At 60.0% G+C, this 24287-nt stretch carries 28 protein-coding genes; 14 read left to right on the top strand and 14 right to left on the bottom strand.

Translation table 11 applies throughout. From position 1 onward, the window contains the following. The 3 genes from napE to hemA form a co-directional block, all read right to left on the bottom strand. Window positions 1-156: a periplasmic nitrate reductase, NapE protein gene (gene napE / locus V1T76_RS27560; protein ID WP_330563879.1), complete on the bottom strand. Its 156-nt coding sequence runs from the start codon at window positions 154-156 to the stop codon at window positions 1-3. Between the two features lie 280 nt (window positions 157-436). Further along, entirely contained in the window at window positions 437-820 is a 384-nt protein-coding gene (locus tag V1T76_RS27555; protein ID WP_006938184.1) for a c-type cytochrome, read from the bottom strand. Between the two features lie 216 nt (window positions 821-1036). Beyond that, a complete protein-coding gene (gene hemA, locus V1T76_RS27550) occupies window positions 1037-2260 on the bottom strand; it encodes a 5-aminolevulinate synthase (protein ID WP_330563878.1) in 1224 nt (407 codons plus the stop codon). Window positions 2261-2431: 171 nt separating this feature from the next. Between hemA and V1T76_RS27545 the strand changes: the two genes are divergently transcribed. Both V1T76_RS27545 and V1T76_RS27540 read left to right on the top strand, forming a co-directional pair. Next, entirely contained in the window at window positions 2432-3136 is a 705-nt protein-coding gene (locus V1T76_RS27545; RefSeq protein ID WP_330563877.1) for a Crp/Fnr family transcriptional regulator, read from the top strand. Between the two features lie 2 nt (window positions 3137-3138). Next, on the top strand, window positions 3139-3699 hold the full coding sequence (locus V1T76_RS27540) for a DUF4202 domain-containing protein (RefSeq protein WP_330563876.1): 561 nt from the start codon (window positions 3139-3141) through the stop codon (window positions 3697-3699). Here the strand turns inward: V1T76_RS27540 and V1T76_RS27535 are convergent. From V1T76_RS27535 to V1T76_RS27510, 6 genes are read right to left on the bottom strand one after another with little or no spacing between them, the layout of a single operon-like run. Continuing rightward, the gene (locus V1T76_RS27535) at window positions 3689-3964 is read right to left on the bottom strand and encodes a hypothetical protein (protein WP_330563875.1); all 276 of its coding nucleotides are present in this window, start codon (window positions 3962-3964) and stop codon (window positions 3689-3691) included. The genes V1T76_RS27540 and V1T76_RS27535 overlap by 11 nt on opposite strands. Before the next feature lie 3 nt (window positions 3965-3967). Continuing rightward, complete coding sequence (locus tag V1T76_RS27530) at window positions 3968-4546, bottom strand: cytochrome c oxidase subunit 3 family protein (protein ID WP_330563874.1); 579 nt, start codon at window positions 4544-4546, stop codon at window positions 3968-3970. Between the two features lie 8 nt (window positions 4547-4554). After that, the gene (locus V1T76_RS27525) at window positions 4555-6492 is read right to left on the bottom strand and encodes a nitric oxide reductase activation protein NorD (RefSeq protein ID WP_330563873.1); all 1938 of its coding nucleotides are present in this window, start codon (window positions 6490-6492) and stop codon (window positions 4555-4557) included. Window positions 6493-6502: 10 nt separating this feature from the next. Continuing rightward, a complete protein-coding gene (locus tag V1T76_RS27520) occupies window positions 6503-7318 on the bottom strand; it encodes a CbbQ/NirQ/NorQ/GpvN family protein (RefSeq protein WP_330563872.1) in 816 nt (271 codons plus the stop codon). Next, window positions 7318-8688 (bottom strand): cbb3-type cytochrome c oxidase subunit I, encoded by a 1371-nt coding sequence (locus V1T76_RS27515; RefSeq protein ID WP_023001478.1) that lies wholly within the window; start codon window positions 8686-8688, stop codon window positions 7318-7320. The genes V1T76_RS27520 and V1T76_RS27515 overlap by 1 nt, the downstream gene beginning before the upstream one ends. Window positions 8689-8712: 24 nt before the next feature. Then, a complete protein-coding gene (locus tag V1T76_RS27510; RefSeq protein WP_023001477.1) occupies window positions 8713-9165 on the bottom strand; it encodes a c-type cytochrome in 453 nt (150 codons plus the stop codon). 370 nt (window positions 9166-9535) lie between these two features. On the opposite strand from V1T76_RS27510, the gene V1T76_RS27505 reads away from it, so the two are divergent. The 12 genes from V1T76_RS27505 to V1T76_RS27450 all read left to right on the top strand — a co-directional run bounded on the left by V1T76_RS27505 (window position 9536) and on the right by V1T76_RS27450 (window position 19670). Continuing rightward, window positions 9536-11290, top strand: a complete 1755-nt coding sequence (locus tag V1T76_RS27505; protein WP_055660798.1) for a nitrite reductase — start codon at window positions 9536-9538, stop codon at window positions 11288-11290. 70 nt (window positions 11291-11360) lie between these two features. Continuing rightward, window positions 11361-12164: a uroporphyrinogen-III C-methyltransferase gene (gene cobA, locus V1T76_RS27500; RefSeq protein WP_152507811.1), complete on the top strand. Its 804-nt coding sequence runs from the start codon at window positions 11361-11363 to the stop codon at window positions 12162-12164. Further along, window positions 12157-12474, top strand: coding sequence for a c-type cytochrome (locus V1T76_RS27495; protein ID WP_330563871.1), 318 nt, complete (start codon window positions 12157-12159; stop codon window positions 12472-12474). The genes cobA and V1T76_RS27495 overlap by 8 nt, the downstream gene beginning before the upstream one ends. Beyond that, window positions 12471-13619: a cytochrome D1 domain-containing protein gene (locus tag V1T76_RS27490; protein WP_330563870.1), complete on the top strand. Its 1149-nt coding sequence runs from the start codon at window positions 12471-12473 to the stop codon at window positions 13617-13619. The genes V1T76_RS27495 and V1T76_RS27490 overlap by 4 nt, the downstream gene beginning before the upstream one ends. A gap of 3 nt (window positions 13620-13622) precedes the next feature. After that, window positions 13623-14612 carry a siroheme decarboxylase subunit beta gene (ahbB, locus tag V1T76_RS27485; RefSeq protein WP_330563869.1) on the top strand — a complete coding sequence of 330 codons (990 nt, stop codon included), beginning with the start codon at window positions 13623-13625 and terminating at the stop codon, window positions 14610-14612. After that, window positions 14609-15064, top strand: coding sequence for an Lrp/AsnC family transcriptional regulator (locus tag V1T76_RS27480; protein WP_330563868.1), 456 nt, complete (start codon window positions 14609-14611; stop codon window positions 15062-15064). The genes ahbB (V1T76_RS27485) and V1T76_RS27480 overlap by 4 nt, the downstream gene beginning before the upstream one ends. Beyond that, the gene (gene ahbB / locus V1T76_RS27475) at window positions 15061-15549 is read left to right on the top strand and encodes a siroheme decarboxylase subunit beta (protein WP_330563867.1); all 489 of its coding nucleotides are present in this window, start codon (window positions 15061-15063) and stop codon (window positions 15547-15549) included. Before V1T76_RS27480 ends, ahbB (V1T76_RS27475) begins: the two co-directional genes overlap by 4 nt. A 3-nt stretch (window positions 15550-15552) precedes the next feature. Continuing rightward, a complete protein-coding gene (gene nirJ, locus V1T76_RS27470) occupies window positions 15553-16773 on the top strand; it encodes a heme d1 biosynthesis radical SAM protein NirJ (RefSeq protein ID WP_330563866.1) in 1221 nt (406 codons plus the stop codon). Beyond that, the gene (locus tag V1T76_RS27465; RefSeq protein WP_330563865.1) at window positions 16748-18295 is read left to right on the top strand and encodes a cytochrome D1 domain-containing protein; all 1548 of its coding nucleotides are present in this window, start codon (window positions 16748-16750) and stop codon (window positions 18293-18295) included. The genes nirJ and V1T76_RS27465 overlap by 26 nt, the downstream gene beginning before the upstream one ends. Further along, window positions 18252-18995, top strand: a complete 744-nt coding sequence (locus V1T76_RS27460; RefSeq protein ID WP_330563864.1) for a sirohydrochlorin chelatase — start codon at window positions 18252-18254, stop codon at window positions 18993-18995. The genes V1T76_RS27465 and V1T76_RS27460 overlap by 44 nt, the downstream gene beginning before the upstream one ends. Beyond that, a complete protein-coding gene (locus V1T76_RS27455) occupies window positions 18992-19243 on the top strand; it encodes a hypothetical protein (protein ID WP_023001466.1) in 252 nt (83 codons plus the stop codon). Before V1T76_RS27460 ends, V1T76_RS27455 begins: the two co-directional genes overlap by 4 nt. Before the next feature lie 25 nt (window positions 19244-19268). Then, window positions 19269-19670, top strand: coding sequence for a hypothetical protein (locus V1T76_RS27450; RefSeq protein ID WP_330563863.1), 402 nt, complete (start codon window positions 19269-19271; stop codon window positions 19668-19670). A 12-nt stretch (window positions 19671-19682) separates the two neighbouring features. Here V1T76_RS27450 and V1T76_RS27445 read toward each other — a convergent pair whose 3' ends face one another. Genes V1T76_RS27445 through V1T76_RS27425 form a run of 5 tightly spaced genes read right to left on the bottom strand, consistent with a single transcriptional unit; the run spans window position 19683 to window position 24284 of the window. Further along, window positions 19683-20708, bottom strand: a complete 1026-nt coding sequence (locus V1T76_RS27445; protein ID WP_330563862.1) for an FAD:protein FMN transferase — start codon at window positions 20706-20708, stop codon at window positions 19683-19685. Further along, a complete protein-coding gene (locus tag V1T76_RS27440; RefSeq protein WP_168687703.1) occupies window positions 20705-21253 on the bottom strand; it encodes a nitrous oxide reductase accessory protein NosL in 549 nt (182 codons plus the stop codon). Before V1T76_RS27440 ends, V1T76_RS27445 begins: the two co-directional genes overlap by 4 nt. Next, on the bottom strand, window positions 21250-22080 hold the full coding sequence (locus V1T76_RS27435; protein WP_075281792.1) for an ABC transporter permease: 831 nt from the start codon (window positions 22078-22080) through the stop codon (window positions 21250-21252). The genes V1T76_RS27440 and V1T76_RS27435 overlap by 4 nt, the downstream gene beginning before the upstream one ends. A 3-nt stretch (window positions 22081-22083) precedes the next feature. After that, window positions 22084-23004, bottom strand: a complete 921-nt coding sequence (locus V1T76_RS27430; protein WP_330563861.1) for an ABC transporter ATP-binding protein — start codon at window positions 23002-23004, stop codon at window positions 22084-22086. Continuing rightward, entirely contained in the window at window positions 23001-24284 is a 1284-nt protein-coding gene (locus tag V1T76_RS27425) for a nitrous oxide reductase family maturation protein NosD (RefSeq protein WP_330563860.1), read from the bottom strand. Before V1T76_RS27425 ends, V1T76_RS27430 begins: the two co-directional genes overlap by 4 nt. Window positions 24285-24287: the final 3 nt, after the last annotated feature.

Raw genomic sequence — 24287 nt, 5'->3', positions numbered from 1 at the left:
TCAGCCCGTCGGCGGTCCAAGGACCAGCTGAGTCATCCAGATAATAAAGCCGTAGCCGCCAACAATTGCGACGGAAAGCGCCGGCGCCAGCACAACGGCCAGCAGGATGAACGCAATCCGTTCGTCCCGTTTCTTTGGAACACTGTTCTCCGCCATAGCCTCTCCCTCAGCTTGCGGTCGATCAGGAATTAGGCACGGGATGTTGGTCTTGTTGTTCGTACCTGACGGAAACTTAGGCAGAAGATAGGTTGTTGATATATACGTGTTACTACTTATAAGATAGATATATATATTCGAATGTATTGGATATTTAAATATTTTAAGGGTACTGCCAAGTTTTGGAGCGCGCAGCCTGCGGAAATATATAGTCTATGCTAAATAAATTTAACAAAGCACTGACTGATGTCAGTGCTTCGCGCTGTTAGTGCTCAAGAAGCTATTGAAATGTCTTCAAGTACGCAATAACGTTCTCAATTTCCTCGTCCTTGCGCAAACCGGCAAAGGACATTTTTGTCTTTGGGACGACATCCTTGGGTTTGTGTAGATAAGCTGTCAGGGTTTCTTCGTCCCAGACCAGACCGCCTTCGGCCTTTTCGGTCATGCTGGCGGAGTATTTGTAGCCCTCGACCTGGCCTGCAGGCGCGCCGACAATCCCGTTGAGGGCCGGTCCGACCTTGTTCTTAGCGCCGTCACCAACCGCATGGCAGGCTTGGCATTTCTTGAAGATCTTTTCTCCGGCGGCAGCGTCGCCGTCAGCCCAGGCAGGAGCCGCCGCGAGGAGACCTGCTAGCGTAACAAGGCAGGTGAGTGTCTTTCTCATGATGTTTCCTTTCCTGATGCCGACACATTGCCGGCAATACAGCCAGCGGACGGCCTCGGTGTTTTGTCATGGTGGCCGGGTAAACCCTGTTTGCCCGGCCCGACCGGTCCGTCTCCAGGCCTCATTGTCGGACGGACGAGGTCATGGTGATGGTGCAAAGCCAGAAAGCCGGTGATCGCCCTTCACATCCTTGACATCCGTCAAGCGGTCCGGCGCCTATTCTGCGGCAACGAGCTGTCTTGCAAGATGGCATTGCGACCAGAGCGAATGCAGTGCGCAGACCAGCCGGTCGACATCCCCGGATGTGTGAACCGGCGACGGCGTAATCCGAAGCCTCTCGGTGCCCTTTGGAACGGTCGGGTAGTTGATCGGCTGGATGTAGATGCCGAAATCCTCCAGGAGCGTGTCCGACAGGAATTTGCACTTGGCCGGATTGCCGACGATCACCGGTATGATGTGGCTGGGATTGTCGACATGTGGAATGCCGAGCGTATCGAGACGCCGCCGAACCTTGGCGACGATGGCCTTGTGGGCTTCCCGTTCCACCGAACTTTCCTTCAGATGCCTGATGGACACCGTTGCGGCCGCCGCGATGGCGGGGGGAAGGGCTGTGGTGAAGATGAAGCCGCTGGCAAAACTGCGCACGAAATCGCAAAGTTCGGCAGAAGCTGCGATATATCCGCCGACAACGCCGAATGCCTTACCAAGGGTGCCTTCGATGACGGTCAGGCGGTCCATTACACCTTCCTGCTCTGCGATACCGCCACCGCGCGGCCCATAAAGGCCGACGGCATGGACCTCGTCCAGGTAGGTCATGGCGCCATACCGGTCGGCAAGATCGCAGATCTGCGAAATCGGCGCGATATCCCCATCCATGGAGTAGACGCTTTCAAAAGCGATCAGCTTCGGCTTTGCCGGGTCGGCAGCCTGCAATTTGGCTTCCAGGTTCTCCAGGTCGTTGTGTTTCCAGATCACTTTTTCCGCACGGGACTGGCGAATGCCTTCGATCATCGAAGCATGGTTCAGACTGTCGGAAAAAACGATGCAATCGGGGATCTGCGATGCGAGCGTGCCAAGCGCAGCCCAGTTGGAAACATAGCCGGATGTAAACACCAGCGCGGCTTCCTTGCCATGCAAGTCTGCCAGTTCGGCTTCCAGAAGAACATGATCGTGCGTCGTACCGGAAATGTTTCTGGTTCCGCCTGCCCCGGCTCCGCAGCGGTCGACCGCCTCGTGCAGGGCTGCCAGAACCTTCGGGTGTTGACCCATACCGAGGTAATCGTTCGAGCACCAGATGGCGACATCTTTGGTGCTCTCTCCGCTGGTCCACTTCGCTTCCGGAAAATTGCCGCGTTTACGCTGAAGGTCGATGAAGACGCGGTAGTTTCCGGCGTGCTTCAGGTCTGCAAGACGGCTTTTGAAAAAGGCTTGATAGTCCATGACGTCCCCGCTTTCTCAAGTGTCCGGTAGACGCTAGTTGCGGGGCAGGGCAGGCTGAATGACAATAGTCAAGAAAGGCAAGAATCCGTCGATGGTCCGCGCTTGCTATTGTGCAAAGTTACTAGGTCGGGCTAGACGTTCTTGCATATCACTTGAGCAGGACCTTCATCGATGCCAACCGACCGCCAGCGGAAAATTGCCCAGAACTCCCTGCTTCTGAAAAGCTTCCCGCAGGAGATCTGCGACATGGTGCTCGGCATGTCGAGCTGGCGCACCTATGACCGAGGCGAGACGTTGTTCCTGCACGGAGAGACGGCCCAGGCAATTCACATCGTCATGGATGGTTGGGTCAAGCTCTACCGGATCGCGCCCAATGGGGGCGAAGCGGTGGTCAATGTCTTTGCCAAGGGCGAAAGCTTCGGTGAAGCGGTTGCGTTCCGCGGGCTCGCCTATCCGGTTTCGGCGGAAGCGGTAACTGCCTGCGAAGTCATGCGCATACCCAGCACGGCCATCCTGGAAGCCATGCGCAAGGATCCGGACATTGCGGTTTCCGTTGTGGCGTCGACCTTCATTCACCTGCATTCCCTCGTTTCGCAATTGGAGCAGCTTAAGGCGCAAACCGGACCGCAAAGGGTCGCCGAGTTCTTGCTGGAATTGTGCGAGCAGGAAAGCGGTAGCTGCGAGGTGACCCTGCCATACGACAAGTTCCTGATTGCCGGCCGTCTCGGCATGAAGCCGGAAAGCCTGTCGCGGTCTTTTGCTCGGTTGAAATCAGCGGGCGTCCGCATCAATCGAAATCATGCGGAAATCAAGGATATCGAGCGGCTTCGGGCCTTCTCCGAAGAAGATCCGGTGGATGCCTGGACCAAGGGGTGACCATGATGAAACTGGACATTGCCTTGACGGCCATCGACACCGCGAACGCCGCCGATCCCAACCAGGAAGACGGCAAGCCTGCGGCTCTTCTATATGGGCAACGGATGAGCGAAGAGCTGGACCGGCTCTACCCGGAGGCGACCGATCCGTTGAAGATTGCGGCCAGGGGCCAGCACATCGAGCGCTGGATCACTCCGCGCCAGTCCTACCCGGACGGCAAGGCCGGCTATCACGCTTGGCGCCGGGATCAAGCCCGTCACCACGCGGACCGGGTCGGTGAAATCATGGCCAGCGCGGGCTATTCACCGGAGGAGATCGAGGCGGCGGCGAAGATGCTGCGCAAGGAAGGCCTCAAGCGGGACGCGGACGTGCAGGCGCTGGAAAACGTGATCTGTTTTGTGTTCCTGAAATGGTATTTCGCGCCATTTGCCGCCAAGCACGAGGACGGCAAGGTGCTCGATATCGTGCAGAAAACGGCACGGAAGATGTCGGAGGAGGGACGGGCCCGGGTGCTTGCCGAATTCGATCTTCCAAAGCAGCTCGCCGAAGCGTTCAGGGACTGAGCCCCGGTGCCACGTAAAGCACCAGCAACAGCAGGCAAAAGAACCCGATCACCCAACTGAAGCCTGACAGCCAGGCAGGCGCCTGCCACAACCCGAGATATCGGGACAGGATGATCCGTGCCTTGATGAAGGCCAGCAGCAACAGCAATCCGCCGAAAAGAGCCGGACTGAAATGTTCCGTTCCGCCTGTTGTCACCAGAACGGTGGCGGCCGACAGGCCCAATAGTGCAATCCACGCAAGCGTGACGGAGGGAAGGGTCATCATTCGCTATCCCAGGACATAGATCACCGGAAACAGCAGAACCCAGATGAGATCGACCATATGCCAGAAGGCGGTGCCTGTTTCGATGGTACGTGGTTCGTCTTTCCAGGCAACCAGACCCAGCACAACGATCCCCGCGAGCACATGAGCCGCGTGAAATCCGGTGAGCAGGTAGTAGAAGGTGAAGAAGGGATGGGTTTCCGTGGAGATCCCTTGCTCAATCTTGACCGCATATTCCTGTATCTTGATGGCGAGGAACACGCAGCCGAGGGCCATGGCACCAATCAGGTGCAAACGCGCCGCGGTGCGTTTCATCGCAAGCCGAAGCTCCAGGCTTCTGGCCGCCAGAAAACCACTGGTGATCAGAACGATCGTGTTGATGCCCGCAAGCGCCGGGTCGAGATGAGCTCTTGCGGCAGCAAATCCTGCCGGATCGGATATTCGCACGCCCATGAAGGCGGCAAGACCGGCACCGAACACCAGCAATTCACTGACGATGAGTACCCACATCATCAGTTCCCCGGGCAACTCGTCGAGGATGCCGGCGTCGCCGTCTTGATCCGGCTTCGGTGACGGAGCGTGCATCAGCGGCTCTAGCCTCCGACAATCTGGCGGTAGATCTGCGGCAAGGCCTGTGTCAGCCGATCGGGATGCGGGATCACGGCAAAGCCGCCTTGACCAAACAACCGCGGAAACCAGGACTTGGCCGACTTGTCGATGGTGACGCCAAAGACGGATTGGCCTGCCCGCCGGGCTTCCCGAACTGCCATCCTGGTGTCTTCGATGCCGTGCCGCCCCTCGTAGTGATCAAGATCGTTCGGCTTGCCGTCCGTGATCACCAGAAGAAGCTTGCGCTTGCGCGACTGCGCTGCCAGATCGGCGGATACATGACGAATGGCTGCCCCGAGACGGGTGTAGAAGCCGGGACGCAGCGTGCCGATCCTTTGTTCGACAAGGGCACTCATCGGTTCGTTGAAGCCCTTGCAGGACTGAAGGTACACGCGCTGCCGTTTCAGCGATGAAAACGCAGTGATGGCGAAATCATCGCCGCAGGCGTTCAGACCCCAGGCCAAGGCTGTCAGGGCCTCCCTTTCGATATCGATCACGGCGCGTCCGGTGACGGCGCTCTCGGTGGAGCGGGAAACGTCGAGCAGGATGGAAACCGCAAGATCACGCGCTTCCGGACGGGTCTGCAGCCAGATTCGTTCCGAGCCGGTGCCGCCCGCAATCCGTTCGGCTTCAGAGCGCACGGCTGCATCAAGATCCAGTCCGTCGCCTTCCAGGTGTCCACGTGTCGTCACCCGGCCCGGGCGGAGGGCCTCGAACTGCTTCTTCACCGAGCGGATGCGCCGTTTGGCCCGCTCGTCCATGCCGGCAGATCCCTTTTCAGGATCCGCTTCCGCGGTGCTGGTCAGAACGCAGACGTGGTCTGCCAGATAGCGGCCGCTGCGCGTGTCCCATTCCGGGTAGAGATGCCGTCCGGACAGTCTTTCGCGGTCCACATCCTCCGGGGCGAGATCAAGATGCAGCTTCAGACGGGTTGCCGGTGCCTTGGAGATTTGCCCAAGGCCGATCTCGTCCTGATCGTCTGCCGCTTTCTTGGCGCTGTCGTGGTCGTCGTCATCGACACGCCGATTGAGATTGAGAAACTCCGCCCAACTCAGAATGGCTTCAAACTTGTGGAGGATCAGACTGTCCTTGCGTTCCGCCTGATCTGCCTTGCGTCTGCGGGCGCGCACGGTTTTGCCGGTCGCTTCCTCGGGTGGGCCGTCTGTCTCGCGGCTGTCGACTTGGTCTCCCGCTGAAAACACGACCTCTCTGAGATCCGGCCAAAGCGGCACAGGCCGGAAAGGGCGGTAACCGCGCGGGGCAGTTATTTCCTCGAACGAATTCCGGTCAACCCGCTCCTGAAGTTCCAGGACATCGCGGGGAGGAAGCGCGGGGTCTCCCAGCATTTGACGCACAAGCCTGTCGACCCTTGCTTCCATGTCCGGCAGCGGGGAGAGAGGTCTTGCTGCCAGCACCCGCTGGCAGAGTGCGGCGTAGAGATCCCGCAAGCCGGGAGCATGTTCGAGCGTGTCTCGAACCATCGTGGAAATCGCCCTGAGCGCTTGAAGATCGGCGCGGAGCGGATCCGTTTCGGCGATATGGGTTGGTGCATGGGCCGCAAGGGCGGTCAGCCAGACATAGAGTGCTGCATTTGCCTCCCGCAGCGGGAACACCGCTAGACTGGCCGGCAATCTCAGGATTTCGCCGTCGAAGCTGGTCCGTGTCACGGTTTCGGCTTCCGTGCCGAGCCGCCTCAGAAATCCGAGGCGATGGCGGGAAACCTCCTGGGCGACCGGACGGAGCTCGACACTGTGAGCTCCGCCCAATCCCCGGAAAAGGACAGCAAGCCGCCCGCCGACCTCATCGAGGCCGACCGCGGCTCCATGATGCACCTCGGGTGCACCCAGGCGGCTTGCAAACGCGTGCCACAGTTTCCCGACAGTTTCCTCGGGTTCCCATGGCTCGATGTCGATCTTGCCCATCGGTCTGGCCTCACCCAAACACGGCCGTGACAAGATCAAGGAGCCCGCGTTTCACGTCTTCATCGTCGGTCAGCGGTTCGATCATTGCAGCTTCGATCGCCCGTCCGACAGGCATGCCCTGCGCAATCAGCGTTGCCGCATAGACGACCAGACGGGTCGACACACCTTCTTCGAGATCCTGGCCTTTCAGTGCCCTGAGTTTCCCGGCCAGACGTACCAGCGAGGCGGTCCGGTCGTGATCGAGGCCGCTTTCCTCGCAAACCACTTCCGTTTCCAGATCCGCCGGCGGGAAATCGAATTCAAGTGACAGGAACCGCTGGCGGGTGGATGGTTTCAGGGTCTTCAGGATGTTCTGGTAACCAGGGTTGTAGGATGCGACGAGCATGAAGCCGGGTGAGGCAATCAGCTCTTCTCCGGTTCTGTCGATCGGCAGGGTTCTGCGATCATCCGTGAGGGGATGAAGGACGACCGTCACATCCTTGCGCGCTTCCACAACCTCGTCGAGATAGCAGATTGCGCCTTCCCTGACGGCCCGTGTCAGCGGTCCGTCCACCCAGACGGTCTCTCCGCCCTTGAGAAGATACCGGCCGATCAGGTCGGCGGCGGCAAGGTCGTCATGACAGGCGACCGTGTAAAGCTTGCGGCCGAGCCTTGCCGCCATATGGGCGACGAACCGGGTCTTGCCGCAGCCGGTCGGTCCCTTCAGCAGAACTGGCAGGCCGTTCCCGTGCGCGGCTTCGAAGACATCGCATTCGTCGCCTTGCGCGAGGTAGAAGGGGGCAGATGCCGCCCCCTTTTCCACGGAGACTGTAGCGTCCATATCCATCACTCCGCCGGGGCGCCGGCTGCTTCACCGGGCTGGATGACTTCGCGGCGTGGAACCGCAACTGCGTAGATGAAAAGGATCGCACCAAGTACAAAGGCTGCACCGGCCCCGAACCGCATCCAGTAGAAAACGGCCAACTGGTCCTGAACGTCCATGTAGTATTCGCCCATGACGCGCTGCAGGTGGGTTTGCACTGTTCCGGCGAACGTCAGGACGAAGGTCATGAAGGACATGCCGCCGGCCATCAGCCAGAAGGACGCCATGTTGAGCACCTGGTTGTAGGGATCCCGGCCACGCAGAAGCGGCATGGCGTAGGTGATGATCGCCAGGTTCAGGGAAACATAGGCGCCGAAGAAGGCCAGGTGCCCGTGGGCAGCGGTGATCTGCGTGCCGTGGGTGTAGTAGTTCACGCCATGCAGGGTGTGCAGGAAGCCCCAGACGCCGGCGCCGAAGAAGGCGAGCGTGGCACAGCCGAGCGACCACAGCAGCGCGGCCTTGTTGGGGTGGTCCCGCCGGCCTTTCCAGACCATCACGAAGGCAAAGGCCATCATGGCGAAGAAGGGGATCACCTCCAGCGAGGAGAAGATCGAGCCGATCCACTGCCAGTATCCGGGTGTCCCGATCCAGTAGTAATGGTGGCCGGTGCCCAGGATGCCGGAGAACAGTGCGGCGGCAACGATGACATAGAGCCATTTCTCGATGACTTCGCGGTCGACGCCGGTCAGCTTCAGCATCAGGTAGGCGAGGACCGAGGCCATGATCAGTTCCCAGACACCTTCGACCCACAGGTGCACGACGTTCCACCAGTACTGCTTGTCGAGCGAGAGGTTGCTTGGATTGTAGAAGCTGAACAGGAACAGGAGCGCCAGGCCCCACAGGCCCAGAAGCAGGATGTTGGTGATCGCGGTTTTCTTGCCCTTCAGCACTGTCATGGTGATGTTGAACAGGAAGATGAGGGCGGCAACAACGATGCCCACCTTGACCCATTTGGGCTGTTCGATGAACTCGCGGCCTTCCTTGCCCAGCAGCCAGTTGCCTTCAAACAGGTTGAAGACATAGGTGAGAACCACACCCAATGTGCCGACCACCAGAATGATGAGCTGCAGATAGGCGAGCTTGGTGGAATGGATTTCCCGTTCCGCTTCTTCCGGGATCAGGAAATAGGCGGAGCCCATGAAGCCGAGCAGCAGCCAGACGATCAGGCTGTTGGTGTGCAGCATCCGCACAATGTTGAAGGGAAGCAGCTCCGACAGAAAGTTCGGCGCCACATAGATGTAGCCGGCGAGCAACCCGCCCAGAACCTGGACGGCGAACAGGCCGAGCGCCACGGCGAAATACGCCAGCGCAACCTTTTGAGATTGGTATTTCATCTTGGGTTTCCTCAGCGTTCAAAATCAGCCGGCGTCGTTCGGCGGCCAGTCCTGGGCGTCGATCTTGTCTGTCCAGATCAGGAAGTTCGAGAGATCGCGGATCTCTTCGTCCGTCAGGTGGAACTGCGGCATCTGTCGGCGACCTTCGATGCCGGAGGGCTGGGATTCCATCCAGCCCTTGAGGGTCTCGAATGCCAGGTCAGGATCGTCCAGCACACCCCAACGGGTCATCACGTTGCCGACTTCGGGGGCGAAATACGCACCCTCGCCGAGGATCGTGTGACAGTTGATGCAGGCCTTGTCCTCCCAGACCCGTTTGCCTGCGGCAACGCTTTCGGTCAGCGTTTCCGCATTCGTCGATGTGCTGGTGATGTAAAGGTGGCTGTGCGCCGACAGCCCCACAAAGATGATGATGAAAAAAAGCGACCCGCCATAGAATATGTTTCGGGCCATGCTTTTGGTCATGACTTCGCGCATAGCGCGCTCCTTTCCCCGGAGTTGATCCTGCCGGGAGGGTGCCAGCGCGCAGCCGCATTTCCTTAACCAAAGTCAAGTGGACCGGAAAGCGGTGCCGAAGACAGTGAAATTCATTGCAATGGGATCGACGCGTTCGCCGATGTAGCCGTGAAGTGCATGCTCCCCTGCGACAATTGTGTCGTTTTGCAGGCGGTGAACTCCTAATTATCTCATTAAAGACAAAGGCTTAGGAGGATCGTGTCTTGCCGGTTTTCCCGCCGGGCATGGCTGAACAAACCTGCCTGAAAATTTCAAGTTAACGAAAGTCAAGGAAGCAGACCCTGCCTGCGCGCACCGTCCGATTGCCTCACCAGTCGAACGGAGACTAATCATGATCTCGACACGAGCCATTCGGAGAAATGCGCTGCTGATGAGTGTGGCTTTCACACTCGGATTGTCGGCAGTTGGCGTTTCTGCCCAGGATAAGCCGGCGGACCACGGCAGTGGTCCTTCAGCTGCCTATGAGCCTAGCATGTCAACTCTCGGCCAGCTGAAGGTCGAGATTCCGGGGCGCAAGGAAGGCGATCCCGTGATGACGCCTGAAGAATATCAAAATGCAAACCAGATCTATTTCGAACGCTGCGCCGGTTGCCACGGCGTGCTGCGCAAGGGCGCGACCGGCAAGCCGCTGACCACGGATATCACCCGGGAAAACGGCTACGAATATCTGCGCGACTTCATCACCTACGGATCGCCCGCCGGCATGCCGAACTGGGGGACCTCGGGTGAATTGACCGAGGAACAGGTCGACATGATGGCGCGCTACATTCTGCTGGAACCGGCGTCACCGCCAGAGTTCGGCATGGACGAAATGCGCAAGAGCTGGAAGGTGCTGGTTGCACCGGAAGACCGCCCGAAAGAGAAGTTGAACGATATCGACATCGACAACCTCTTCTCGGTCACCCTGCGCGACAGTGGCCAGGTCGCCCTTATCGACGGTGAAACCTATGCCATCCATGCAGTGATCAACACCGGTTACGCGGTTCACATTTCGCGTATTTCCGCCTCCGGCCGCTATCTTTACGTGATCGGGCGCGATGCGCTTGTGAACATGATCGACCTTTGGATGGAAGAACCGGCAACAGTGGCGCAGATCAAGGTCGGCACCGAAGCCCGCTCCATCGAAACATCGAAAATGAAGGGATGGGAAGACAAGTATGCGATCGCCGGTTCTTACTGGCCGCCGCAATATGTGATCATGGACGGCGACACGCTGGAGCCGCTCAAGATCAAGTCGACCCGTGGCATGGTCTACGACGACCAGACCTATCATCCCGAGCCGCGCGTCGCCTCCATCGTGGCATCGCACTACAATCCGGAATTCATCGTCAACGTGAAGGAAACCGGCAAGATCTTGCTGGTCGACTACTCGGACATCAAGAACCTGAAGACGACCGAGATCGAAGCCGAACGCTTCCTGCATGATGGCGGGTTCGACAGCACCAAGCGTTACTTCCTCGTGGCTGCCAATGCCCGCGGCAAGGTCGCGGTCGTCGACACCAAGGAAGGCAAGCTGACGGCCCTACTTGAAACCGGTGGTCAGACACCTCACCCGGGGCGTGGTGCCAACCTGATCCACCCGACCTACGGACCGGTTTGGGTCACTTCGCACCTCGGCGATGAAACCGTCGCCCTCATCGGGACGGATCCGGAAGGCCATCCGGACAGTGCCTGGAAGGTCGTGCAGACCCTCTATGGTCTCGGCGGGGGCTCGCTCTTCGTCAAGTCCCATCCGAAGTCGAACCATCTCTACGTGGATGCACCCTTGAACCCGGACGCGGAAGTCTCGGGCGCGATCGCAGTGTTCAACGTCGACGACCTGACCCAGGAAGAACCTGAATACAAGGTTCTGCCGATTGTCGAATGGGCGGATGTTGGCGAGGGCCAGCCGCGTGTCGTTCAGGGCGAATTCGACCAGGCGGGTGAGGAAATCTGGTTCTCCGTCTGGAACGCCAAGGACAAGGAAAGCGCGATCGTCGTCGTTGACGACAAGACGCTCGAGCTGAAGCACGTCATCAAGGACGAACGGCTGATCACTCCGACCGGCAAGTTCAACGTCTTCAACACGCGCGCCGACGTCTACTGACGTCCCGCCGGGAGAGGCGGAATTCCGCCTCTCCCGTTTCTTTCTTCCATGCCGCCTGCAGGAGCAAACGATGAAACAGCCAGGGAAGGTCTATCTGATCGGTGCGGGACCCGGTGACCCGGAGCTTCTGACGCTCAAGGCCCTGCGAATGCTCCAGGAAGCGGATGCCGTCGTTTTCGATCGTCTGGTTTCACCTGAAATCCTGTCGTTGGCTCCGTCCGGTGCCCTGCAGGTGCCTGTTGGAAAATCGCCCGACAATCATCCCGTTCCTCAGGAGAGGATCAACGAGATCCTTGAAGAACTGGCGCTGGAAGGCTTGACCGTCGCCCGCCTGAAAGGCGGCGATCCGCTGATCTTCGGTCGCGGTTCGGAAGAAGCCGAACATCTTTTGTCACGCGGCATCGCGGTCGAATATGCGCCCGGCATTACCGCTGCCCAGGGGGCTGCCTGCGTAACAGGTGTGCCGCTCACCCATCGTGGTCTGGCAACCGGCGTCCGCTATGTGACCGGACACCGGCAGGCAAACGGCGTTCTCGACCTCGATTGGAAAAGTCTCGCCTGCGAGGACACCACGCTGGTCGTCTACATGGGGGTTGCCAACATCGGGCAGATTGCCCTGCGCCTGATTGCCGAAGGACTGAGCGGGACAACCCCCGTACTTGCCATCGCAAACGCGACGACACCGCGTGAAACCAGGCTCTATTCGGAACTCGACAGGATCGCGATCGATATCCGCGACGCCAGGTTCAAGGCACCGGTGCTGTTTGTTGTCGGCAAGGTCGTGACCCTGAGTGCCGAATGGCCGGCAGCCACCCTGGACGCGATGCTCAGTGCCGTGGACAGCGGCACGGCTGGAAGGCTGGTCCATGCTTAAGACGCTGCTCACCATTGCCTTCTGTCTTCTGGCCATCACAAGCCTCGCGCTTGCCGAGGAACAAGAAACGCCTGCGGCATTGGTCAACCTGGTGCGGCAGGACTGCGGCTCGTGTCACGGCATGACGCTGAAAGGTGGCCTTGGACCGGACATCCGGCCGGATGCCCTCGGTCATTACGACATCGACACCCTGTCCACGGTGGTTCTGGACGGCATCCCGAAAACGGCAATGCCTCCCTGGCGTCCGATCCTGAGCGAGGCCGACGCGAGGAGAATTGCCGAATATCTTTTGAAGGGAGACACGAAATGAAGTGGCTATGTGGAGCCGTTCTGGCAGCCATGTTGACCGGCACTGTCCAGGCGCAGTCGGTCGTTGCCACCGGCGATCTCGGTCTTGTGGTTGAACGGGCGAGCGGGTCTCTGTTGCTGGTCGATCAGTCCGACCGTGCCTCCCTGGCACGGATAGAAGGGCTTGGCGACCTTTCCCATGCAAGCCTGGTCTATTCACCGGACGAACGTTTCGCCTATGTCTTCGGCCGCGATGGCGGCCTTTCCAAGGTCGATCTTGTCGAGAAACGGATAGCCAAGCGGGTGATTCAATCCGGAAACGCCATCGGTGGGGCCATCTCGGACGACGGCTCACTGGTCGCGGTTTCCAACTATGAGCCTGGCGGTGTGCGTATCTTCGACGCTCAGACGCTGGAGATGGTTACAGATATTCCGACCGGGTCGAAGACAATCGGTCTTGTCGATGCGCCCGGCAAACGCTTTGTCTTCACCTTGTGGGATGCAGGCGAAACCTGGATCGCGGACCTCAATTCGGAGGAACCGAAGATCACCAGGATTACCGGCATGGGCACCAACCCCTATGACGCCCTGATCACCGGTGACGGCCGTCTCTACATCACAGGCCTGTTTGGCGAAGACGGTTTGACCGCGCTCGACCTGTGGCAGGAAGATCCCGAACCAATTCGCGTTTTGCCCGGATATGGCCGCGGGGAAGCGGAGCTACCGGTCTACAAGATGCCGCATCTGGAAGGTTGGGCACGTGCCGGCCAGGAGTTTGTCCTGCCTGCCGTCGGGCACCACGAGGTTCTGTGGGTCGATGGTGAAACGCTCGCCGAAACCGGACGCACCAGTACCCATGGTCAACCGGTCTTTGCCATGGCGCGGCCTGATGGCCGCCAGGTCTGGGTAAACTTCGCACATCCGCTCAATGACACCATCCAGGTGATCGATACGGTCACAAAGCAGGTCGTTCACGAATTCAAACCCGGCCCTGCCGTACTGCACATGGAATTCACGCCACGCGGTAACGAGGTCTGGGTTTCCGTGCGCGATGCCGGCAAGGTCATGATCTACGACACCCGGACCTTCGAGAAGACAGGCGAAATCGACGCCGAAAGCCCATCCGGCATCTTCTTTACAGCCCGGGCACACAGGACGGGGTTGTGAGCCATGACAAGCCTCATCGACCCCATTGACCTGACCCTGCTCGACAACTGGCAACGGGACTTCCCGTTGGTGCCGAGACCTTTCGAAATCATTGCAGCGGGAACGAACTGCTCAGAAAGTGACGTTATCGGGCGGCTGCAGGATATGGCTGCGACCGGCCGGATCACGCGTGTTGGTGCCACCTGTGCACCCAACACGGTTTCGGCAAGCACATTGGCGGCCATGTCGGTGCCACACGATCGCATCGAGGCCGTTGCAGGGATCGTCGGTGCTCAGCCGGGTATCAATCATTCCTATCTACGGGAGAATTACCGGAACCTCTGGTTCGTTGCCACCGGCCCGGACCGGGAGCATGTCAACGGGGTTCTGGACACCATTCGGGACCAGACGCAGCTTGCCGTACTGGATCTCCCGATCATCCGTCCGTTCAATATAGACCTAGGCTTCAGCTTGAACGGCGGCCTGGGCCGGCCACCAGTGCCCCGGCCGGTCCGGTTGGAGCGACTGCAGGAGGGAGACGATGACCTCCTGCAGGCTCTGACCACAGGACTCCCGATCATACAGCGTCCCTACCTGCGTATCGCAGAACACCTCGGCCGAACGGAAGAGGACGTTCTGGAACGGATTGGAAGGCTGCTTGAAGCCGGTATCATTTCCCGCTTCGGCGTGATTGTACGTCATCGCGCCCTTGGCTGGCGCGCGAACGCCATGGTTGTCTGGGATATCGAACCGGAAAGGATCGCCTCGGCGGGGCCGGCGCTTGCTGCGCATCCGGGGGTGACCCTGTGTTACGAACGCAGGCCCGTGGCAGGCGTGTGGCCCTATCGGCTTTACTGCATGATTCACGGCCGGAGCCGGTCGCAGGCACTTGATGTTCTCATTCAGGCATCGCGCCTGCCGGAAGTGGCGGGCGTCAGGCATGACGTTCTCTTTTCCACCCGTTGCTTCAAGCAGACCGGGGCGCTGATCTCTCGTCAGGGAGTTGCGGCATGACCCGGAAACTGTCTCCTCTTGAACGGACCTTGATCAATCGTCTGCAGGACGATCTGCCGCTGGTTCCGCATCCCTTTCAGGAATTGGCGCAGGAACTGGGCCTGAGTGAAGAAGAGCTTGCCGGGCACATCCGGACCTTGCGCGACGACGGCCTACTGACACGGTTCGGACCCTTCTTCGATGCGGAAGCCCTTGGCGGTGCCTTTTGCCTTTGCGCCATCGCGGTACCGCCAGAGCGTTTCGAAGACGTCTTAACCAAAGTCAATGCCTACCCCGAAGTCGCCCATAACTATGAACGGGACCACAAGCTCAACATGTGGTTCGTCCTGGCAACGGAAAGTCAGGCCGCAATTTCGGCAACTGCCGAAGCAATCGAACGCGACACAGGCTTGCCGGTGCTGCTGTTTCCGAAGGAACGCGAGTTTTTCATAGGCTTTCGGGTGAACGCATGACCTTGACCCCACAGGACCGAACGATCATCGAAGCCACACAGGCCGGATTGCCTCTGGTCACCAGACCCTTTGCCGTGGTTGCGGAAAGCCTGGGACTGAGCGAAGCGGAGCTGATCGACCGCCTGAAGCAGCTGAAGGCGCAAGGTGTCATCCGGCGTATCGGGGCCGCCCCAAATCATTACCGACTCGGCATGACAGCCAACGGAATGACCGTCTGGGATGTCGATGACGCAGTGGTCGACAGTCTCGGCGAAAAGGTCGGCGCCCTGCCGTTCGTCACGCATTGTTACCGCCGTCCGCGGGCGCTGCCCGACTGGCCTTACAACCTCTTTGCCATGGTTCATGGAGAAACCCGCGAGGAAGTTATTGCAAAGCGGGCGGAGATTTCCAGTCTGCTGGGCAAGGCCTGCCGTGCCGGCGACATCCTGTTTTCAACGCGCATCCTGAAAAAGACCGGTATGCGCCTTCGCGGCAAGGAGGGCTGAACGATGTTCCGCCTATCGGAATACATGCACCAGATCGTGGAGCCGACACCTGTCAGGACACGCCGCGGCACCGGTGCGGTCAAACCGGTGGTGATCTGGAACCTGACCCGGCGCTGTAACCTGAAATGCCGGCATTGCTACACCGTGTCGGCAGACGTCGATTTTCCGGGCGAGTTGACCCACGACCAGGCCATGGCGACCCTGGAGGATCTTGGACACTTCGGCATTCCCGCCCTGATCCTGTCCGGGGGTGAACCGTTGGACCGGAAAGACCTCTTTGAAATTGCCGGGCGCGCCAGAAGCCTTGTGCGCATGCTGGCTCTGTCGACCAACGGCACCAGGCTGCACGGCGAGACTGCCGACAAGGTGGCGGAGATCGGCTTCGATTATGTGGGCATTTCCATTGACGGGATCGGGTCCACGAACGACTGGTTTCGTGGCGTCGAGGGAGCTTTCCAATCTGCCCTGCGGGGCGTTCGCGAATGCAAGTCACGCGGCATCAAGGTCGGATTGCGCTTCACCCTGACTGAGGGCAACCACGAAAGCCTGCCGGATCTTCTGCGTCTGTGCGACGATGAAGGTGTCGACAAGTTCTATCTGTCCCATCTCGTCTATGCCGGCAGGGGCGACAAGCACCGCGGCGAAGATGCCGAGCACAAGCGCTCCAGATGGGCAATGGACATTCTGATGGACCGCGCATGGCAAGGTGTCAGCGGTGGCCGGCCACTCGATATCGTAACCGGCAACAATGATGCCGACGCGGTTTACTTTCTGGAATGGGTACAGCGGATCTTTGGTCCGGAAACGGCAGCCCAAGTGCGCGGTCATCTTGCGGCCTGGGGAGGCAATTCCTCCGGTCTCGGTGTCGCCAACATCGACACCCTCGGCAACGTGCATCCGGATACCTACTGGTCCGACTACACCATCGGCAGCGTAAAATCCGTTCCGTTCTCCGAACTCTGGACCGGTGAAGACCCCATGCTGGCCCGGCTCAGAACAAGGCCAAGACCGCTCAAGGGGCGCTGCGGTGCCTGTGCCTTCAAGGACGTGTGCGGCGGCAATACCCGTATCCGCGCACTGCAACTGACTGGCGATCCCTGGGCCGAAGACCCTGCCTGTTATCTCAATGACGACGAAATCGGGCTTGCCGGCCCTGGCGGCGAGCGCCTGGCCGTGACCCCGTTCCGAGGAAAACGCCATGATCCGGCTCACCGCTTCGCTTAGCGCACTCCTTCTGATGACCTCGCTTTCGGTTGCAGGCCCCGCGCAGGACTATGCAGACAACTGCCAGGACTGCCATGGAGCAGGCCGTCTTGGTGGTGTCGGACCGGCACTGATCCCGGAGACCCTCGGCCGCATGCGCGGACCGGATCTTGATGCTGTCATTCGAGACGGCCGCAAGGCGACGCAGATGCCGGCATTCGCCGATATTCTAGGTGCCGATCAGATCGAGGCCCTGGCCGCTTTCCTTAAGGAACCACTGAGTGACGTTCCGGACTGGACCGAAACGGATATTGCCGCCAGCCAGGTGATCAATGAGGACTATCAGCCCGTCGAAAAACCGCTCTGGCAGTCCGATCCGATGAACATCACCCTTGTCGTCGAAACAGGTGATCATCACGTGAGTGTTCTTGACGGCGATACCTTCGAGACACTCGATAGGTTCGCAACGCCGTTTGCGGTCCATGGCGGGCCGAAATTCTCGCCGGACGGGCGCTATGTCTTCATCATGTCGCGCGACGGTTGGGTCCAGAAATACGATCTCTACGCGCTTCAGGAAGTTGGCCGGGTGAGGGCAGGGCTCAACAGCCGCAACATTGCCATGAGCCATGACGGCAAGTGGCTGGCGGTTGCCAACTATCTGCCGATGACGCTGACGATCCTGTCGACCGCGGACCTTTCGGTCGCAACCGTGATGGATGTGACGGCCAAGGACGGCACGGCCAGTCGCGTTTCGGCGGTCTATCAGGCTCCCAACCGCAAGAGCTTCATCCTTGCCTTGAAGGATGCTCCGGAAATCTGGGAAGTAGCGACCGATCCGGAAGCCGACCCGGTCTACGAAGGCTTCGTGCACAGCCGGGAAAAAGGCATGGTCGAAGCTTTGCCTTCGTCCGTCGGTCTCTTCGCCCGCCGCCGGATCCTGACGGCAGAACCGCTTGACGATTTCTTTTTCGATGATGACTACCGGCATCTCGTCGGAGCGTCGCGCGACGGCGCGCGCGGTGTCGTGGTCAACCTGAACGTCGGACGTGAAATCGCTGAACTGCCGCTGGAAGGCATGCCGCATCTCGGGTCCGGTATCAGCTGGGAGCGGGATGGCCGCAGGGTCATGGCGACCCCACATCTGAAAGAAGGCAAGCTGTCGGTCATCGACACCGAAACCTGGAAGCAGATCGCGACAATCAAGACCGACGGTCCCGGCTTCTTCCTGCGCAGTCACGAGAACACGCCCTATTTCTGGGCCGATGTCTTCTTCGGTCCGAACAAGGACGAAATTCATGTGATCGACAAGGAAAGCCTGGAAATCGTCAAGACCTTGAAGCCCGTCGAAGGCGCGACGGTTGCCCATGTCGAATTCACGAAAGATGGCCGCAATGCCCTTGTCTCCGTCTGGGAGGACGACGGTGCGGTGATTGTCTACGACGCCAGCACGCTGGAAGAGATCCGGCGCCTGCCCATGCGAAAACCTTCGGGGAAGTACAATGTCTGGAACAAGATCACCTTTTCGGAAGGAACGAGCCATTGAGGCGATCCTCGTCTCGCATGGCCAGCCGTCGCACCCGCAGGCAGGTGAAGCGTATTTGCGCGCACTTGCGCAGCAGGTCCGCGAATTCCTGCCCGGCTGGTCCATCCGCTCGGCCACGCTGGCCGCGCCTGGCGCTCTTGAACGGGCCCTGGGCCTTGCCGGGCCTGAACCGCTTGTTTTTCCGGTTTTCATGGCCGAAGGCTGGTTCACGCAGACCGCTCTGACAGGCAGGCTGAAAGGGACGGGCGCCCGGCAGCTGCCTGCCCTCGGTATTCATCCCGAGTTGCCACGGTTGACGGCGCATTTTCTGGAAATGACAGCTGAAAGAACTCACTGGAATGCGTCCGGCTACGAACTGCTGCTGGCAGCCCATGGGTCGGCAACCTGCCGGTCGACCGCGCAAAGCACCCTCCGCTTTGCCGCTGGTCTTGCCGAATGGTTGCCGGAAAGACCGATCCGACTGGGCTTCCTGGAAGAAGCACCCTTCCTGGAACAAACGGCTACAAGCTGCGGCATGAGAACGGTCTTGTTGCCCCTGTTCGCCGGAAACGGGCACCATGTGACCCAGGACATTCCGGAAGCTCTCGACAAGGCCGGGTTCGAGGGACTGCGCCTTGCTCCGCTGATCGAGGCGCCTTTCGTACCCAAACTCATTGCCTGCGCGCTGGAGAGCGCCAATCGGAAGGAACTGGCGGCGTGACACGGATCGAAACCGGCTGGCCGGTGCGCAAACTTGCGATCGTGCTTTACCCGTTCACGGCCGCTGCCGTTGCCATCAATCTCTTCATGCTCAGCCTTATGGGGCAGGCCATCGGCTTGCCGGCCCTGTCGCCGATCGTGTCGATCTGGATCAGCTTGCCACTCGGCATCCCGGCCACATGGCTTGCAGCAAAGTGGGTGCGGCGACTGATGGACGAAGCAGATGGAAAACTGCCACCGGCAGATTGACACCCTCGTAAACGGGAAACGGACCATGTTGATACAAAGGGATCTGCGTCGAGGAACTGGCCTGCGCATGGCTGGTGCCGCCGCCGCTGTTTTCGGTGTCATGACAGTCGTGAGCGGTGGAACGGTTCTCTTTGGTGGCGATCAGCTATCCAGACTGGCTGGCAACGTCGTCTCGTTTGTCCTGTGGTTCAATTTTCTGGCGGGCTTTGCATATGTAATGACTGGCATCGGGCTCTGGTTCGCCAGAGGGTGGGCTCGCTGGATGGCCATCGCGATTCTGATCGGGACCGCGATCGTCCTATGTGCATTCCTTGTGTATGTGTCCCAGGGCGGGCCTCATGAAACGCGCACTCTCGTGGCATTGATCTTCAGAACGGGCTTCTGGGCGATCGTTACCTCGACCGCCCTGCGCGCCGTAATCCGCTGACAGACGCTTTCCTCAAGCCCTCAGCCACCCTGTCGAACCATCGCGGCGCACCACGAAGGCGCTGGTTGCCGGAAAGTCGGTAAGGGCTCTGCCAAGGCGGCTCTCTTCAAGCACCAATGCGGCCGTGGACAGGCCATCGGCAAGAGCTGCGGCCGGAGCTATGACGCTGGCGCCTTCTACTGCACCCGCAACCGGCAGGCCGGTTCGCGGATCGATGATGTGGGAGCGCCGGCCAGCCTGATCGAACGTTGTTCCGAGCCGCGCGGAACTGGCGACTGCGGCGTTCGTCAATCTGATCCTGGTCTTCGCCTCTGCGCTTTCGGCCACTGGCTGCAAGGTCACTGGCCAGCCACGGTGAGCGCCTGCGTCAAGCGCAGGTTCATCATCCGGCCCACCTCTGGTGACGATCTCACCGAGATCGACCACCATGTTCGTGCATCCCTTCGCGGCTAGCAGGGCCGTCACTCTGTCCGTGATGTAGCCTTGGGCAATGCCGTTGAAGGACATGGACATGCCTTTTTGCGCAAAGCGGATCTCGCCCGGTCCATAAACGACGTGTCTGAAGCCTGTGCGACTTCGGGCGGCCGCAAGATCCTCTCCGATGTCGCCGGACGCCTGCCTGGCGTAATAAGTCCACAAAGGTTGAATGGTCGGGTCGAAGGCTCCTTCAGTCGCGGCATGAAGCCTGTCGCACAGGCCGAGCAGATCGACCATTTCCAGAGAAGGTGCCGAAAGCCGTCCGTTGGCATTCAGCCGGACCAGCTCGCTGTCCGGTTGGTAGAGACTGAAGATCGCTTCCAGCCTGCGGATTTCCGCTTCCACCTTGCTGAACAGGCGTTTCGCTTCGCTTGCGCTTTCATGCAGGATATCGATCTCGGCCCCAGCCCCGAGCGCAATGCCGCGCCAGCGGTACAATTGGGCCTGTGCACCTGCCATTGCTCCGCCTGCGGGCAATGCAAGGCCAGTAACACCGGCGGCGCAGATCCGCAGGAAACGCCTGCGGTTCATGGGTGGTTGATTGATGGTTGCATGTGTCATTGCGCAGCCCCGTGTTTTGCAGACATGGGGACCGAGGTGGCGGCGGATACATCGACGGCTCCCAGAACGTAGTCGGTCGGGATGTCTTCAGCGCGGACGACGCGGCCCTTGTTGTCCCGTGCGAAGGCGTCCGCTCCGGCCTGCGTACCAAAGGGAATTGCTTCCGGGGCTCCCATGCCGCCTGCCACGTCGCTGCCGATGACAAACCAGGCCCCATCCAGATCGATCCAGTTGTCGGTACCCGGCTGGGTCCAGCTTTCTGCCTGCTCCATGTCATTGACATAAACGGCAGCAATATCCTTCGGCTCTTCGGGAGAACGCAGGAAGGCAACCGCATCGCGGACCTGTGTGAACCAGAGCGGATTGGGATTTCCTGCCAGATGGATCTGCGCCTTGGGGCCGTCATGTTCCAGAACGGTCATCTGGCAGTAGTGACCAGCCGCCTCCGGTGTCAGATGCACGGCATCGGGTTTGGCAATCTGAACCTCTTCCTGGCAGGCAGCCAGGACCCCGAGCATGAATATCGAAATGAGCGCGCGTTTCATGGCGCAATCCTTTTTATCAGAAGAGCGGAGCCGGCCATGGCCAGGCCGGCAAATGCGGCCAGGGAGCCAAGGGCGAGCAAGGGGTCGAAGGGCAGCGTGTCTGCCACCCCGGCCATGCCGCCCACCAGATCGCTTGCGCCGAGGGCGGCCAGGTTGAACAGGCGGAAGGCGTCGGCCGGGTTGAGCAGGATGGCGTAGGGGAAAACGTCGGACGCAAAGACACCGCTTGGGTTTGCGACCAGCGCGCCAAGCAGCGCAAGGTCATACAGGACGACCAACATTAGCCACACGGCAACTGAAGCCGCCGCCGCAGTGCGCGACTGGCGTGTCAGTGAACTCAGAACGTAGCCCGTGGCGAGAAAGCAGACGCCGAGCAGGATCGAGGTTGCGATCAGACGCGCAAAATCCGCAAGGCCCGAGAGGGAGCCGAAGCCCGCTGCCACAAGCAGTCCGGCGGTCAGGCCGTAGCCGACAACCAGTGCGAACGCCAGAACCAGCGTGTGGCCGACGGCCTTGCCGATCAGAAATTCGACACGGGAGATCGGGCAGGACAGCGTCATCAGCAGTGTGCCACGCTCGATCTCGCCGCAGATGGCATCGAATGCGAGCAGCAGGGCGATGAGCGGCACGAGATAGACCGACAGACTGGCCAGAGAGGCAACGGTAATGGTCAGGCGGTCGACGCCGAGCGTTCCGGCTGGTGCCGAGCCGAGCAGGGCGAGCGCCAGCGAGAACACGGCGAGGATCATCGCTGCAAGCAGGATCCACCTGTTGCGGATACCAATTCGGATTTCTTGTCCTGCTACGGTGAGGATTCTGGAGAACATGGTTCAGGCCTCCTTGCCAGCAGTGCTGGAAAAATACCGGTAGACGTCGTCGAGGCTTGGCGCGTGCACATCGACATCCTCAACCAGGTTGCCGAGTGCGCTGATTGCCGAAAGGGCTTTGACCTTGTCGTCCGCGTTGCAGTTGAACTCGACCGAACGTCCGTTCATCTGCCCTCCGCCGAGGCTTTCGGAGACATGAGCAAGGTCTTCGGGCCTGGTCCAGACCTTCAGCCTGATCGGCAACCCTGCCTGGGCACGCAGGCGGCTCAACACATCGTCGGCAACGAGCCGGCCTTTCGACAGGATCAGGATCCGGTCTGTCCGGGCCTCCAGCTCGGTGAGGGCGTGAGACGACAACAGCACCGTCGTTCCCTGATCAGCGATTTCACCAATCAGTTCATAGACCGTCTGCCGGGAAATGGGGTCAAGTCCGGTGGTGGGCTCATCCAGCAGGATCAGCCGAGGTCTCCCGACAAGAGCCTGGGCGAGACCAAGGCGTTGACGCATGCCCTTGGAATACGTGCCGACCCGCCGTTTTGCAGCCTCCGCCAAGCCAACCCTTTCGAGCAGCGGCAAGGCCCTGGCCGGGCTTTCGCCTTTCAGTCTCGCGTAGAAGGTCAGTACTTCCTTGCCGGTGAGCGAGGCGGGAAAGGCGACCGATTCCGGCAGATAGGCCGTGCCGACACGGGCATCGTGACTGCCGGGGGCAGCTCCCATGACGGCGACGTCTCCATGGTCGCGCTTCAGAAACCCGAGCACGATCTTGAACAGTGTGGTCTTGCCGGCGCCGTTGTGCCCGAGCATGGCAACCCGTTCACCTGCGTTCAGCGAAAAAGACACGTCATCGACGGCCTTGTGCCCGGAAAAGGTCTTGCAGACGCCGTCCACGCGGAGGGTCGGTGCAGAAAGGGACGTTTCGGTCATCCTTGAACTCCCGAATTCGGTGTCGCCCGCACCGGCGGATACATCAGTGGAGCGTTGTCGACGATGCCGCCTGGCAGCAGCGCCGGAAATTGAGATTGGGTCCACCGCAGCAGCTGAACAGCCGGACTGCCGACCAGAAGCTTGGCGGAAGGTTGGGTCCAGAGGACCTGGTCGACCATGTCGTTGGGCCGGTAGGCGGTGTCGGCAATGCCGTCGCCGTTCATGTCGAAGGCGGGGTGATCGCTCCAATAATTTCCGCGTCCGTCCGTGCTCCAGTCGAGTTGACGGCTGCCGACATATTTCACCTGCGTCTTGTTGCCGATAAAAGCATTGCCCTCGAAGGCGTTGTTCGCGGATCCCGCCGTGAAGTGAACGCCTATGGGGCAGCCTTCGAAGCTGTTGTCTGTCACTGTGTTCTTGTTGGCATTGTACATGAACAGACATTTTTCACCGCCGCCTTTGACCTGGTTGCCGGAGATCTCGGCGTGATTGGCGTAGTTCAGCATGAGGCCGTGATTGCGGTCGCCGATCGATACGTTGTTGCGCACCTTCAGCCGGTCGGAAAACATCAGCGCGTAGCCGATGTCATTGCCCTTGGAAAAGTTGTTCTCGATGGTACCGTTGTTGCCGTGCATGTAGTGGACGGCAAAACGCAGGTCCTCGAAGCGGTTGTTGCGAAAAGTATCCTTGGGGCTGGTATTGACGAAAATACCGTCGCGGCCGAACCGGATTGTGTTGTATTCGGCCAAAAGACCGGGCGCGTTCCAGACATAGATGCCGTTGCCGCGCTCGTTCATGCGCAGGTCCTGGCGGCCTTCGATGAGATTGTTCGATACAGTTGCGTTGCGCGCACCATGAACATCGACACCTGTCAGGTTGTCGAGGATCCGGTTGTCACGCACAATGGCGCGATGTGCGGTCTTGGACAGCTTGACGCCTGCATCCAGCGTTTCCTGCGAGAGGCCTGAGCCGGTCAGTTCCAGCCCTTCCACGACACTGTCTGGTGCGTTGATGGTGACGACGCTGCCGGTGCCATTTCCGGCAATACCTGCCTTGCCCGCTCCACTCAGGGTCAAAGGTTTGTCGAGAACCACGGGGCCCTCATGGTTGCCGGGCGCAAGCCGGAGAACATCCCCGGCCTGCGCTTTTTCAAGAACCTGCTGCAAGGCGCCCTTTTCGGCCGGCACCTGCCATTCCTCTGCCTGAAGCGGCCCGCAGACAGCCAGGCTTGCGACACCAGCGGTGGAAAGTGCCAGTAATCTGAAAAGAGCGCGGTGCATGGC

This window comes from Roseibium sp. FZY0029 (genome assembly GCF_036350355.1).
Lineage (GTDB): Bacteria > Pseudomonadota > Alphaproteobacteria > Rhizobiales > Stappiaceae > Roseibium.
This window is presented reverse-complemented; position numbering and strand designations above follow the sequence as displayed.